Source organism: Nocardioides marinisabuli (assembly GCF_013466785.1).
Lineage (GTDB): Bacteria > Actinomycetota > Actinomycetes > Propionibacteriales > Nocardioidaceae > Nocardioides > Nocardioides marinisabuli.
In genome coordinates, this window is record NZ_CP059163.1 from 386,873 (window position 1) to 400,392 (window position 13,520).

At 74.9% G+C, this 13,520-nt stretch carries 10 protein-coding genes and 1 pseudogene; all 11 read right to left on the bottom strand.

Translation table 11 applies throughout. The features are described 5' to 3' along the window. Nucleotides 1-249: 249 nt before the first annotated feature. Nucleotides 250-2,202 carry a hydantoinase B/oxoprolinase family protein gene (locus tag H0S66_RS01845; RefSeq protein WP_179613865.1) on the bottom strand — a complete coding sequence of 651 codons (1,953 nt, stop codon included), beginning with the start codon at nucleotides 2,200-2,202 and terminating at the stop codon, nucleotides 250-252. A gap of 16 nt (nucleotides 2,203-2,218) precedes the next feature. Then, nucleotides 2,219-4,288 (bottom strand): hydantoinase/oxoprolinase family protein, encoded by a 2,070-nt coding sequence (locus H0S66_RS01850; protein ID WP_219633605.1) that lies wholly within the window; start codon nucleotides 4,286-4,288, stop codon nucleotides 2,219-2,221. A 96-nt stretch (nucleotides 4,289-4,384) separates the two neighbouring features. Next, nucleotides 4,385-5,071, bottom strand: a complete 687-nt coding sequence (locus H0S66_RS01855; protein WP_258017061.1) for a lysophospholipid acyltransferase family protein — start codon at nucleotides 5,069-5,071, stop codon at nucleotides 4,385-4,387. Nucleotides 5,072-5,125: 54 nt separating this feature from the next. After that, nucleotides 5,126-5,962: a sulfotransferase family protein gene (locus H0S66_RS01860; RefSeq protein ID WP_179613867.1), complete on the bottom strand. Its 837-nt coding sequence runs from the start codon at nucleotides 5,960-5,962 to the stop codon at nucleotides 5,126-5,128. A gap of 153 nt (nucleotides 5,963-6,115) precedes the next feature. Further along, nucleotides 6,116-7,669, bottom strand: coding sequence for a SpoIIE family protein phosphatase (locus H0S66_RS01865; RefSeq protein ID WP_179613868.1), 1,554 nt, complete (start codon nucleotides 7,667-7,669; stop codon nucleotides 6,116-6,118). Beyond that, nucleotides 7,656-8,600: an amidase gene (locus H0S66_RS01870; RefSeq protein ID WP_258017062.1), complete on the bottom strand. Its 945-nt coding sequence runs from the start codon at nucleotides 8,598-8,600 to the stop codon at nucleotides 7,656-7,658. Before H0S66_RS01870 ends, H0S66_RS01865 begins: the two co-directional genes overlap by 14 nt. A gap of 37 nt (nucleotides 8,601-8,637) precedes the next feature. After that, nucleotides 8,638-9,024: pseudogene (locus tag H0S66_RS20920) on the bottom strand (amidase family protein); the annotation flags it as partial. A 61-nt stretch (nucleotides 9,025-9,085) separates the two neighbouring features. After that, complete coding sequence (locus H0S66_RS01875) at nucleotides 9,086-9,730, bottom strand: SRPBCC family protein (RefSeq protein ID WP_179613869.1); 645 nt, start codon at nucleotides 9,728-9,730, stop codon at nucleotides 9,086-9,088. Next, nucleotides 9,727-12,138 (bottom strand): aerobic carbon-monoxide dehydrogenase large subunit, encoded by a 2,412-nt coding sequence (cutA, locus tag H0S66_RS01880; protein WP_179613870.1) that lies wholly within the window; start codon nucleotides 12,136-12,138, stop codon nucleotides 9,727-9,729. Before cutA ends, H0S66_RS01875 begins: the two co-directional genes overlap by 4 nt. Beyond that, nucleotides 12,135-12,626 carry a (2Fe-2S)-binding protein gene (locus tag H0S66_RS01885; RefSeq protein WP_179613871.1) on the bottom strand — a complete coding sequence of 164 codons (492 nt, stop codon included), beginning with the start codon at nucleotides 12,624-12,626 and terminating at the stop codon, nucleotides 12,135-12,137. Before H0S66_RS01885 ends, cutA begins: the two co-directional genes overlap by 4 nt. Then, the gene (locus H0S66_RS01890) at nucleotides 12,623-13,513 is read right to left on the bottom strand and encodes an FAD binding domain-containing protein (protein ID WP_179613872.1); all 891 of its coding nucleotides are present in this window, start codon (nucleotides 13,511-13,513) and stop codon (nucleotides 12,623-12,625) included. Before H0S66_RS01890 ends, H0S66_RS01885 begins: the two co-directional genes overlap by 4 nt. Nucleotides 13,514-13,520: the final 7 nt, after the last annotated feature.

Genomic DNA, 13,520 nt, shown 5'->3' on the forward strand with positions numbered 1-13,520 from the left:
GCGTCGGCCAGCTCGGCCTCCTGCGGGGTCCACGCGCGGGCCAGCGCGAGCTCGGCCAGCGCGAGGGCGAGCCCGCCCACCCGCTGTGCGTGCCGTCGCGCTCGTCGGGGGGCGCGCCCGCGTGGGGCACCGACTCCGGGATCCACGGGCCGTCGTCCCACCGGACCTGTGCCAGCACCCAGCGCCAGCCCGCGGCCGCCACCTCCGCGCAGACCCCAGCGGCCTCGGGGTCGGCGGCGTCGCGCGTGCTCACGACCCGATCGTGCCACCACCGGCGGGCTCGAGGAGGTCGACGTCGGCGTGGGTGGCCCCGCCGGCCAGCGTGGCGTAGCCGGGGCCGCGGTCGAAGAACGCCTCGGCCGGCGCCGGGCGCGAGGCCCGCTCGGCGGCCGTCGCCTCCGCGTCGTGGTCGAGGGTGTCGTCGTCGAGGGACCCGGTGAGCACCACGCCGTACGACGCCAGCGCGGCCTCGGGCGAGACCTTGCGCCACACCACGTCGCGCACCACCAGCGCGGGGTCGCGCAGCAGCGGGTCGCCCCAGCCGCCGCCCCCGGTCGTGCGGATGCGGATCACCTCGCCGGCGCGCACCGGCTCGGCGTCGGCGAGGGCGTCGACCTCGCGCTCCCGGGGTCCGCCGGGGTCGACGGTGACCTGGAACGGGGACCCGGCCAGCCCGCCGCGCACGCCCCAGCAGGCCAGGATCGAGCGGTCGGCGATCGACATGAAGTGCGCGTCGCGCAGCATCCGCACGTGCTTCTCGTAGCCCAGCCCACCGCGGAACTGCCCGGCGCCGCCGCTGTCGACGGCCAGCGAGAGCCGCTCGACCAGGAACGGGAAGCGGGCCTCGGTGAACTCGGTGGGCAGGTTGCGGGAGTCGGGCACCACGTGGATGGTGTCCTCGCCGTCGCCGTGGGGGCGCCCGCCCGAGCCGCCGCCGAGGACCTCGCGCATCAGGTAGGGACGCCCGTCGGCGTCGTCGCCGTACACGCCGGTGTAGCGGATCGTCTCCTGGTCGGCCGGCATCTGCCCGTCGACCGCCTTGGCGACCACCCCGGCCAGCACCCCCAGCAGGCGCAGGATCACGAAGGTGCGGGCGTTGGTGGGGGCCGGGAAGACCGGCGTGAGCAGCGTGCCCGGCTCGGGGAAGCGCATCTCGATCAGCGGCACCACGCCCTCGTTGACGTCGAGCTCGGCCATCCGCTCGGGGGTCTCGGCGAGGTTGCGCAGCACCGGGGCCAGCCACTTCTTGAGGAACACACCGTCGGAGTAGTCGCCGCAGTGGTTGATCGGCCCGCGCGCCTGGGGCCCGGTGCCGTCGAAGTCGACGACCAGCCGCTCGCCGTCGGGGTCCTCGGGCGGGGTGCGGGTCAGCGTGATCCGCTGGGTGTGCAGCCGGGGCTCGTCGACGCCGTCGTGCTCGGCGTAGTCCTCCCACGTCCACGAGCCGACCGGGATGCGGCTGAGGATCTCGCGGCGGTACGTCGTCGTGGTGCGGTCGATGATCGCGTCGAAGCACGACTCCACGACCTCGACCCCGTAGCGGTCGAAGAGCTCGCCGAGCCGGCGCGCGCCCATCAGGCAGGCCGAGCACTCGGCGTCGAGGTCGGCGGCCAGCGACTCGGGCATCCGCGAGTTGCGGGTCATGATCGCCAGCGCCGCGCGGTTGGGCACCCCGGCGTCCCACAGCTTGATGGGCGGCACCATCAGGCCCTCCTCGAAGACGCTCGTCGCGCCCGAGGGCATCGAGCCCGGCACCGCTCCCCCGATGTCGTCGTGGTGGCCGAAGGCCTGCACGAACGCGACCACCCGGCGCTCCCCCTCGGGGCCGCTGAACACAGGAACGGTGACGCACAGGTCGGGCAGGTGCCCGATGCCGCCCTCGGATCGGTAGACGTCGTTGTGGAAGAAGACGTCGCCCTCGCGCATCTGCTCGATCGGGAAGTCGCGGGCCACCGGGTGCACCAGCGCCGAGTAGGAGCGCCCGGTGAGCTTGCGCAGCAGCCGGTCGTGGATGCCGGCACGGAAGTCGTGGGCGTCGCGGATCATCGGGCTGCGGCTGGTGCGCGCGATCGCGGTCTCGACCTCGGCCTCGACGCTGGTCAGGGTGCCCTGCACGATCTCCACCAGCACCGGGTCGGCGCCGGCGCCCCGGTCGTCGGTGAGGAAGCCGAAGGGGAAGGCGGTGGGGGCGCGGCGGCTCATCGGGTCTCCTCCCGGGTCACGACCAGGTTGAGGTGCTGGTCGACCCGGGCTGTGAAGCCGGGGTGCAGCGGCACCGTGGAGCCGAACTCCTCCGCGACACGAACGCCGGGCCGGTCACCACGGTGCCCGGGGCCAGGTCGGTGCGCTGGTGCACCGGGGTGTCGACGTACCCGTCGCCGGCCTCGAAGCAGACCGGCCGGCGGCCGGTCTCGACCGGCGGGCCGGGCGGCGGGTCGGGCACCGGGTGCCGGCGGATCTCGGGGCGCCGGATCGGGCCGATGCCCGAGACCCGCAGGTTGACCCACTCGACCTGCTGGGTGGGGTCGCCCGCGAAGTCGTAGCCGTAGAGCGCGCGGTGCTCGGCGTGGAAGCGCCGGGCGACCTCGTCGAGCGTCTCCTGCCCGACCGGTCCCTCGGGCACCGCGACCCGCACCTCGAAGGCCTGCCCGAAGTAGCGCAGGTCGGCGGTGCGCACGAAGCGGTGCTCGGCCTCCTCGAAGCCCTCGCCCCTCAGGGCCCGGGCCGCCCGGACCCCCAGCTCGTCGAGCACCCGCGCCACGTCGGCGGCGGCGAGCTGCTCGGCCAGGCGCACGTGGGTCTGCACGTAGTCGTTCTTGACGTCGACGGTCAGCAGCCCGAAGGCCGAGACGTTGCCGGGGTCGGGCGGCACCAGCACGGTCGCGATGCCCAGCACGTCCATCAGCCGGCACAGCAGCAGCGAGCCGGAGCCGCCGAAGGTGGTCAGGGTGAAGTCGCGGACGTCGAGGCCGCGCTTGACGGTGACCTGGCGCAGCGCGTTGGCCTGGTTCCACGCCGAGATCTCCAGGACCCCGGTCGCGCACGCCTCCGGGCTCAGCCCGAGCCGGTCGGCGAGCGCCTCCACCCCGGCGCGGGCGGCCTCGACGTCGAGCGGGATCTCCCCGCCCAGCAGGTGGGGCGGGATGCGGCCCAGCACGACGTGGGCGTCGGTGATGGTCACATCGCGACCGCCCCGGGCGTAGCAGAGCGGACCCGGGTCGGCCCCGGCCGAGTGCGGGCCGACCTTGAGCGTGCCCTCGGGCGAGAGCCAGGCGATCGAGCCGCCGCCGGCCCCGACGGTCACCACGTCGATCATCGGGATCTTGGAGGGGTAGGCACCCACCGACCCCTCGGTGGTCAGGGTCGGCTCGCCGTCGACGACCACGGAGACGTCGGTCGAGGTGCCGCCGCCGTCGGAGGTCAGCACCCGGTCGAAGCCGGCCACCCGGGCGATCAGCGCGGCGCCGAGCGCGCCCGCGGCGGGCCCGGAGAGCACGGTGGTGATCGGCTGGTGCACGACCTCCTCGGCCGAGAGCACCCCGCCGTTGGACTTCATCACGTAGAACGGGACGGCCCGCTCGCCGTGGGCGCGCAGGCGCTCGGTGATGCGGGCGACGTACGCCGAGAGCCGGGGCTTGACCGCCGCGTCGACGAGCGTGGTCATGGCGCGCTCGTACTCGCGGTACTCGCGCAGCACCTGGCTCGACAGCGACACCACGGCCTCGGGGTGCTCCTCGGCGAGCACCTCGCGCATCGCCTCTTCGTGGGAGGGGCCGGCGTAGGAGTGCAGGAAGCACACGGCCAGGGTGGTGATGCCGCGCCCGCGGAACCAGCGGGCGACCTCGCGGGCGCCCTCGGTGTCGAAGGGCCGGACCTCGGCGCCGGTGTGGTCGAGCCGGCCGCCGACGCCCTTGACCAGGTCGCGCGGGACGATGCGGTCGGGCTTGACCCAGAAGTAGGAGTTGCCGTAGCCGTCGGGCACCGACTGGCGCGCGATCTCGAGCATCGCCTCGTAGCCCTCGGTGGTGATGAACCCCAGCCGCTCGACCTTGCCCTCGAGCAGCTGGTTGGTGGCCACCGTGGTGCCGTGGCTGACCGCGTCGACGTCGGCGGCCCCGCGCCCGAGCAGCGCGAGGACCTTGTCGATGCCGGCCAGGAACCCCTCGGCGGGGTCGGCCGGGGTCGAGGGGGTCTTGGTGGTCACCAGCTCCCCCGACACCTCGTCGAAGGCGACCACGTCGGTGAAGGTGCCACCGGTGTCGATGCCGATCCGGATGCTCCGCGTCACGTGGCGATTCAACCGGCGCCGCACCACGGCCGGCCACGGCGGAACCTGCCGACCGGCCCCCCGTGGGTTGGCAGGTTCTGCGGGCCGGAGGCGCCCTCAGGCCCCGGGTGCGCGGTCGTTGTAGATGCCCGCCGGCACCTGCCCGGTCAGCTCGCCGATCGCGGTCATCACCTCGTCGGTCAGCTCGCGGCGTGCCCGCCCCAGCGGGACGCCGTCGAAGCGCCCCGCCGCCTGCACCGGCGCGCCGAAGCGCACGGTGACGCGCACCGGGCGCGGCAGGCTCGTGCCGACCGGCTGGAGCCGCTCGGTGCCCACCAGCCCGACGGGCACGACCGGCACCCCCGCGGTCAGGGCGAGGTGGGCCACCCCGGTGCGGCCGCGGTAGAGCCGGCCGTCGCGCGAGCGCGATCCCTCGGGGTAGAGGCCGAAGGCCTCGCCGCGGCCCAGGACCTCGAGCGCGGTGTCGAGGCTGGCGATGGCCGCCCGCGGGTCGTCGCGGTCGACCGGCAGCATCCCGAGGCCCTCGAACCAGGCCCGCTGCGCGGCGCCGCGCAGCCCGGGGCCGGTGAAGTAGTCGGACTTGGCCAGGAAGACGACCTTGCGCGGCACGACCACCGGGATGACCACCGAGTCGATGAAGGAGAGGTGGTTGCTGGCCAGCAGCACCCCGCCGGTGGCCGGCACGTGCTCGAGGCCCTCGACGCGCGGGCGCCACAGCGCCCGGGCCGCCGGGGGCACGACGGCGTGCAGGGCGCGGTACATCCGGTCGCTGGAGGCAGGCACGTGGTCAGTGTGCTGGTTACCGACCAGTCCACCGATCCGGCGATGCGCCGGTGGCTACAGCAGGCCGGCCTTGCGCCCCAGCTTCTCGGCGACGTCGCCGGGGGTGAGCTCCCCGGCCAGCAGCCGGCTGGTGGTCCATCCCGAGGTGTCGAGCCCGGAGGTCTCGCTGAAGGCGCGGTGGTCGTCGGCGAAGCGGTCGAGCAGCACGGCGATGTCGTCGGCGGTGGGCGCGTCGGCCTCGAAGTCGGTCTGCGAGGCGCTGCGCGCCAGCGGCTCGAACCGCTTCTTGTACGGCGGCAGCCCCAGGCGCGCCACCAGGTCCTCGGCGGTGTCGTGCTGGGCCCTGACCATCTGGTGGAAGTCGACGAGGTGCACCTGCTCGCGGGGGAAGATCGAGTGCACCCGGGCCAGCTGGGCGCCGTAGAAGCCGCGTGCGACCACGGTGCGGGTGCGCAGCGACTTGGCGTCCCAGCCGTCGGGGCGGGTGCCGATCCACGACGGGTCGAAGCCGATGCGCACCGACTCGGCGAAGGTGATCCGCTCGTCGGAGGGCAGCCGGCGCGTCCAGTTCATCACCCAGTGCGAGAAGGCGCGCTCGATCGGGTCGCGGAAGCAGAAGATCAGCGGCACGTCGGGGTTCCAGGAGCGGATCCGCTCCAGCGCGCCCGGCCAGAAGAGGTACGACGGGGTGGCGTCGACGCCCATCGTGGCCTTCGAGCGCGCCGAGCGCAGCGCGACCTGGTAGTGGCTGAAGTCGGGACGCTCCCAGTCGAGGGAGTCGTCGTCGAAGAAGTGCCACTCCTTCTGCGGGGCCCGGGTGATGTGCTGGTGGCTGACCAGGACGCGGTAGAGCGTGCTGGTGGCGGCCTTCTGCACACCACCGAGGACCACCCCGATCGGGACGGTGCCGTGGGGTGCCTCGCCGGTGGGCTGGGCGGCGCTGGGTGCGGTGATCGTGTGCCTCCTCGCGGTGCGCCCGGGGTGCCTCCCGGACGATGGGCGAGCATACGACAACCGGGCCCCCGCTGGTCAGCCGCGCGCCGGTCAGGTGCGGGCGCGCAGGGCCAGCAGCACCAGGTCGTCCTCGTGCTGGCCCACCTCGGTGAGCAGGTGGTCGCAGAGGTCCTCGGGATCGCGGTCGCCCCAGCCCTCGAGGGTCGCGACCAGCCAGGCGAGTCCGTCGGCGAGCGCCGCGTCGCGCCGCTCGACGAGGCCGTCGGTGTAGAGCAGGAGGGTGTCGCCGGGGCGCAGCCGCAGCCGGTGGTCGGCGCGCCGGGTCTCGGGGTCGAGGCCCAGCAGCAGGTCGGGCACGTCCTCGAGCAGCCGCACCGACCCGTCGGCCTCGACGACCACCGGCGGCGGGTGCCCGGCGTTGCTCCAGTGCAGCAGCTGGCCGTCGGGCCCGCCGTCCTCGACCACGGCCAGCACCGCGGTGGCGACCTCGTCGACGCCGAGCCCGGCCATCGCGCGGTCGAGGTCGCTCAGCACGCGGGCGGGCAGCGCCAGGCGGGCGCTGTAGGCGACACCGCGGGTCAGGTTGCGCAGCTGGCCCATCGCGGCGGCGGCGTGCTGGTCGTGGCCGGCGACGTCGCCGACCATGACGGCGAGCGCCCCGTCGGGCAGCACGTAGGCGTCGTACCAGTCCCCGCCGACCCGGGCCTTCTCGGCGGCGGGCTGGTAGCGCACCGCGACCTGGAGCGTGGGGCCGTGGGCGGGCCGGGTCAGCAGGCTGCGCTGCAGCGCCTCGGAGAGCCGGCGGTCGGAGTCGCGGGCGGCCATCAGCTCCAGCGCCTGCTGCAGCGCGCCAGCCAGGGAGCGCAGGAAGTCGACGTAGTCCTCGTCGAGGGCGAGGCGGTCGCTGAGCCGGACCCGCAGGTGCTGCTGGGGTGCCCGCGGGTCGGGCACCGGCAGGGCGATGCGGGCCACCGTGCCCTCCCCCGGCGCGCCCACGCTCTCGAGCACGACGGGGTCGGCGACCGCCCCGGGGACCGCCTCGACCTCGCTGAGGTCGCCGGGGTCGGCGCCCAGCACGCGCACCGCCAGGTCGACCAGGCCGGCGGTGCTCGAGACCCGGGCCAGGCCCTGGTCGAGCCGGGTCAGCACCTGCAGCCGCCGGCGCGCGACGACCTGGCGGGTGGTCTCGGTGACGATGTCGACGGCCCCCTCGACGGCACCGTCGGGCCCGCGCACCGGCGAGTAGGAGAAGGTGAAGTAGCACTCCTCGAGGAAGCCCGAGCGCCGCAACGGCACCTCCGCGTCGACGACCCACGTCGGCGTGGCGTCCTCGACCACCGAGTGCAGCATCGGCCCGATCTGGTCCCACGCCTCGGGGAAGACGTCCCGGGTGGGACGCCCCAGCGCCGCCGGGTGCTTGTCGGCGATCAGCCCGACGAAGGCCTCGTTGTAGAGCAGCACCTGGTCGGGGCCCCAGAACAGGGCCATCGCGAAGCGGGTCTCGAGCGCCAGCGCGAGCGTGCTGCGCAGCGCGGGGCTCCAGTCGCGCGGCTCCCCCAGCCCGGTGGCCGCCCAGTCGACGGCGGCGTACGCCGGGTGCAGCGACCCGGCCAGCCGCCACAGCGGCTCCTCACCCCTGCTCACGGGCCGCCTCGAACGCTGCGGCGACCTCGAGCAGGCGCCGGTCGCTGCCGTGCGGGCCGACCAGCTGGACGCCGACCGGCAGCCCCTCGGGGGTGCGGCCGGCGGGCACGGCGATCGAGGGGCAGCCGGTGACGGTGACCAGGTAGGCCGAGCGCATCCAGTCGAGGTAGGAGGCCATCGGGCGCCCGGCGACCTGGGTCGGGTACTCCTGCTCGGCGGGGAAGGGCGCCACCTGGGAGACCGGCAGCACCAGCAGGTCGTGGTGGGTGAAGAACTGGCGCATCCGCTCGCCGAGCGTCGTGCGCTGGGTGTAGGCGCCGGCCACGTCGGTGCCGGTGAGGGGCGCGCCCGCGCGGATGTTGTCGGCGAGGCTGGCCTTGAGCTCGCCGGGGTGCTCGGCCAGCAGCGGCCCGAGCTTGGCGTGCAGGTGCCAGGCGCGCAGGGTGCGGAAGGTGTCGTCGCCCTCGCTGAGGTCGGGGTGGGCGCCGTGCACCCGGGCGCCGTGGCGCGCCATCAGGCGGCCGGCCTGCTCGGTGACGACCGCGACCTCCTCGTCGACCGCGAAGGCCCCGCCCAGGTCGAGCGACCAGGCGACCCGCAGCCCGTGCAGGGCCCGGGGCGTCGGCTCGAGCGGGGCGGCGAAGCGGTGCCCGGGCTCGCCGAGCGCCATCGGGGCACGGGGGTCGGGGCCGGCCAGGACCGAGAGCAGCAGGGCCAGGTCGCCGACGTCGCGGGCCAGCGGGCCGCCGACCGAGGTCGTCTCCCACTGGTTGTAGAGCGGCCACTCGGGCACCCGGCCGAGGCTGGGGCGCATCCCCACCACGCCGCAGAACGACGCCGGGTTGCGCAGCGAGCCGCCCATGTCGGAGCCGTCGGCCAGCGGCACCATGCCGCTGGCCAGCGCGGCCCGCCGCCCCGCCGCTCGAGCCACCGGCGCTGCGGCTGGGGTCGTGGGGGTTGCGGGTGGTGCCGAAGAGCCGGTTGAAGGTGTGCGACCCGGCGGCGAACTCGGGCACGTTGGTGCGCCCGAGCACCACGACACCGGCGCGGCGTACCCGCTCGACGAGCAGCTCGTCGTGCTGGGGCACGTGGTCGGCGAAGAGCGGGGAGCCGTACGTCGTGGGCCAGCCGGCCACGGCGTGGGTGTCCTTGAAGGCGAACGGGAGCCCGTGCAGCGGACCGAGCGGGCCGCCGCGCGCCAGGTGCTCGTCGGCGGCCGCCGCGCCCGCCCGCGCGCGGTCGGCGTCGAGGTTGACGACGGCGTTGAGCTCGGGGTTGCGCTCGTCGATGCGGGCCAGGTGCAGCTCGAGCAGCTCGCGCGCCGAGATCCGTCGCGTGCGCACGGCCGCGGCCATCTCGCGCGCGCTGGAGTGGACGGTCAGGTCACGACCCGGCTGCTGGCTGCTCACCCCCGCATCATGGCCGACGCGTCCAGCGGGCACCCGCGAACACCCCCAGGAGCACCAGCCCGGCACCGGTGGCGACGCCCTGCCAGAAGGCGTTGCCCGCCGCGAACGCGTCCGGGCCGGCACCGGTGGTCGTGTAGACCGTGCCCGGCTGCTCGCGCTCGGCGGCCCCCGCGACGGCCGGTGCGACCGCGGCCGGGGCGGGCCCGCCGGCCAGGGCGGCGGCGACGTTGCCGAAGAACTCCGCGGCCATCCGCCGCGACACCGAGGTCAGCATCCGCTGGCCGACGCCGCCCACCATGCCGCCGACGGTGGCGTCGGCGTCGTAGGTGATGCGGGTGCCCCCCTCGGCGGGCTCGAAGCGCACCGCGACCCGGGCGTCGACCGTGCCCGGCGCGCCGGCGCCCTGCAGGTGCATGGTCAGCGACTCGTGCTCGACCAGGTCGCCGAGCGTGCAGGTGCCGTCGTACGTGCCCTTGATCGCGGCCACGCCCGCGGTGACGGTCATGGCGTAGGCGTGCTCCCCCGCGTCGCCGGGCAGCCGCTCGAGCCGCGAGCAGCCCGGGATGGTGCCCACGAGCACCACCGGGTCGAGCAGGGCGTCCCACACCAGCGCGACGGGTCGCTCCAGCACGTGCTCTCCGCTGATCCTCACGAGGTGGGCTCCTGTCGCTGGTCGGTCCGCAGGTGGAAGAGGTCGGAGGGCGACATCGGCATCCGGGTCACCCGGATGCCCTCGGCGTCCTCGATGGCCGCGGCGAAGACGGCGGCCGACGGGATCACCCCGGCCTCGCCGGCGCCCTTGATCCCGAGCGGGTTGAGCGGGCTCGGCGTCTCCTGGTGGTCGATGTCGATGCCGTCGGGCACCTCGGTGACGTAGGGCATCAGGAAGTCCATGAACGAGGCGTTGAGCAGCTGCCCGGACTCGTCGTAGGCCATCCGCTCGAAGAGCGCCCCGGCGACGCCCTGGGCGACACCGCCGTGGATCTGGCCCTCCACGATCATCGGGTTGACCAGCGTGCCGCAGTCGTGCACGACGGCGTACTTGAGGATGGTGACCTCGGCGGTGTCGGGGTCGGTCTCGACGACGACGGCGTGGATGCCGGAGGCGAAGGTGGCCCGCTCGGGGCTGTAGAAGTCCTTGCCCTCCAGGCCGGGCTCGTCGTCCTCGGCGACCGGCGGCCGGCCGGGGTCGCCGACGGAGAACTGGGTGGCGGCCTTGGAGGCCTCGTCGAAGGCGTAGCGCAGCGGGTTGGAGAGCACCGCGACCGTGCCCAGGTCGATGGCGGAGCCGGGCGAGCCCTTGACCCGCACGCTCCCCTCGACGATCTCCAGGTCGGCCTCGTCGGCCTCCAGGGCGTCGGCGGCGATCCGCAGCGCCTTCTCCTTGGTCCGCTTGGCGGCCAGGTGGATCGCCGAGCCGCTCATCACCGCCGCGCGCGAGGCGAAGGTGCCCACGGCGTACGGCATCCGACGGGTGTCGCCGGTGACCACCTCGACGTCCTCGAAGCGGCAGCCGAGCTCGTCGGCGACGAGCTGGGCGAAGACGGTCTGGTGGCCCTGGCCCTGGGTGGTCAGGCCGGTGGCGACCTTGACCTTGCCGCTGGTCTCGACGTGCACGTGGGCGCCCTCGTAGGGACCGACGCCGGTGCCCTCGACGTAGCAGGCCAGGCCGATGCCGACCCGGCGCCCCTCGGCGGCCATCTCGGCGCGGAACGTCTCGAACTCGTCCCACCCCACCAGCGCCTTGGCCTTCTCGAGCAGCGCCGGGTAGTCGCCGGAGTCGTACTCGAGCTCGCGGCCGTCCTGGAAGACCAGCCCCTGGTCGTAGGGGAACTCGTCGGGCTGGATGAAGTTGGCCGCGCGCACCTCCGTGCGGTCGCGGCCCAGGTGGGCGGCGATCGCGTCCATGGTGCGCTCCATGGCGTAGCAGCCCTGCGGGCGCCCGGCGCCGCGGTAGGGCGTGACCATCGTGGTGTTGGTGTAGAGCGACTCGAAGACCACCCGGTAGAGCTGCGGCTTGTAGGGCCCGAGCAGCTGGGTGCTGGTGATGATCGGCACGATCAGCCCGTACGGCGTGTAGGCGCCGTGGTCGTGCCAGAACTCCACGTCGAGGGCCAGCAGCCGGCCCTCGTCGTCGAAGCCGACCTCGACGTGCTGGAGCTGGCCGCGCTCGTGGGCCGAGGAGACGAAGTGCTCGCGGCGGTCCTCGGTGAACTTCACCACCCGCCCCAGCACGCGGGCGGCCGCCGGCACCAGCAGCTCCTCGGGCCAGGGGTGGTTGATCTTGACCCCGAAGCCGCCGCCCACGTCGGGGGTGATCACGTCGACCTGGCCCAGGTCGAGGCCCAGTCTCGCGGCCACCGCGGCGCGCACGCCGGTGGAGGTCTGGGTGGAGGTCCACACCTGGAGGCGGTCGGAGTCGGGGTCCCAGCGCGCGACCGTGCCGCGGCCCTCCAGCGGGGTGCAGGCCGAGCGCTCGACCTCGAGGTCGAGGGCGAGCCGGTGCGGCGCCGCCTCGAGGGCCGCAGCCATCTGCTCGGCGTCGGCGGTGCCCTGCTCGAGCCGGGCGCCGACGTTGCCGGGCACGTCGTCGTGCACCAGGCGCTCACCGGCCCGGGCCTGCTCGAGGCCGACCACCGGCTCCAGCACCTCCCACGTCACCCGGATGCGCGCGACGGCGTCCTCGGCGACGTAGCGGTCGTCGGCCACCACGAACGCGACGGCCTCGCCGACGTGGTTGACCTCGTCGCGGGCCAGGGCGTGCTGGGTGCGGCCGTGCGTCAGCGCCGGGTGCGGGATCAGCAGCGGCAGCGGCTCGGCCAGCGGGGCCGAGACCCCCGCGAGGTCCTCGTGGGTCCAGACCAGGTGCACGCCCTCGAGGTCGAGCACCGCGTCGACGTCGATGTCGACGATGCGCGCGTGGGCGTGCGGGCTGCGCAGCACCGCCGCGTGCAGCGTCTGCGGCCCGACCTGCACGTCGTCGACGAAGCGGCCGGCGCCGGTGAGCAGGCGGCGGTCCTCGGTGCGCTGCACCGGGGCACCGGTCAGCCGCGTGGTCACGCCTGCTCCCGGCCGAGCTCGGCGGCGCGCTCCACGGCGCGCACGATGTTCTGGTAGCCGGTGCAGCGGCACAGGTTCCCGGCGACCATCTCCCGGGCCTCCTCGTGGGTCGGGTCGGGGTTCTCGCGCAGCCCGGCGGTGACCGTGGTCAGGAAGCCCGGCGTGCAGAACCCGCACTGCAGGCCGTGGCACTGGCGGAACCCCTCCTGCACGGCGCTGAGCGTGCCGTCGGGGCCGGCCAGGCCCTCGACGGTGGTGACCTCGTGGCCGTCGACGGTGACCGCCAGCAGCAGGCAGGCCCGCACCGGGCGCCCGTCGAGCAGCACGGTGCAGGCGCCGCACACGCCGTGCTCGCAGCCCACGTGGGTGCCGGTCAGCCCGAGGTCGTGGCGCAGGGCGTCGCTGAGCAGGCGCCGGGCGGGCACCTGCACGTCGTACGTCGTGCCGTTGACCACGAGGTGCACCTCGTGCGGCTCCTCGGCGCTCATGCGGCTCCCCCCTGCCCGCGCCGGCGGGCGTGGTCGTCGGCCTCGCGCAGCACCCGGACGGTCAGCACCCGGGCGAGGTGGGCACGGTACTGCTCGGTGGCGTGGATGTCGCCGGCCGGCGAGAGGGAGGCGAGGGCGAGGTCGGCGGCCGCCGCGAGCCTCGCCTCGTCGGGGTCACCGTCGGGGTCACCGTCGAGGGCGGGCAGCAGGTCGACGACGGTGGGGGTCTCGTCGACGGCGAGGTAGGCCGCGCGGGCCTCTACGACCCGGCCGGCGGCCCGACGTACGAGGGCTGCGACCCCGCAGAGCGCGTAGTCGCCCTGCCGGCGCGAGATCTCGGCGAACCCGACCCCCTGGCCGTCGGCGAGCGCGGGGAACCACGCCGAGGTGGCGACCTCGTCGTGGGCCAGCGAGCTCTCCAGCGGTCCGACGACCAGGTCGGCGCCGGCCACGGTGCGGGTGCCGCGGGCGGAGACCACCTCGACGGTGCCGCCGAGCAGGGCCAGCACGGCCGGCATCTCGGCGGCGGCGTCGGCGTGCACCAGCGAGCCGACGGTGGTGCCGCGGTTGCGGATCGGGGCGTGCGCGACGTGGCTCAGCGCCATCCGCAGCAGCGGCTGGACCCGCGCGGCCCCGTCGTGGGCGAGCAGGTCGGCGTGGCGCACCAGCGCGCCCACCCGCACGCCGGCCTCGTCCACCTCGACGCCGTCGAGCCCCGGCAGCGCGTTGATGTCGACCAGCGTGCTCGGAGCCGCCAGCCGCATCGACAGCAGCGGCACCAGGCTCTGCCCGCCCGCCAGCACCTTGGCGTCGGGGTCGTCCGCCAGTGCCCGACAGGCCTCCTCGAGGCTGGTCGGGCGCAGGTAGCCGACGGGCGCGGGCTTCACGTCGGGC

Excerpts from the sequence above, each read along its gene's own strand:
- H0S66_RS01845 (WP_179613865.1), bottom strand. The coding sequence starts at position 2,202 with ATGAGCCGCCGCGCCCCCACCGCCTTCCCCTTCGGCTTCCTCACCGAC.
- H0S66_RS01885 (WP_179613871.1), bottom strand. The coding sequence starts at position 12,626 with ATGAGCGCCGAGGAGCCGCACGAGGTGCACCTCGTGGTCAACGGCACG.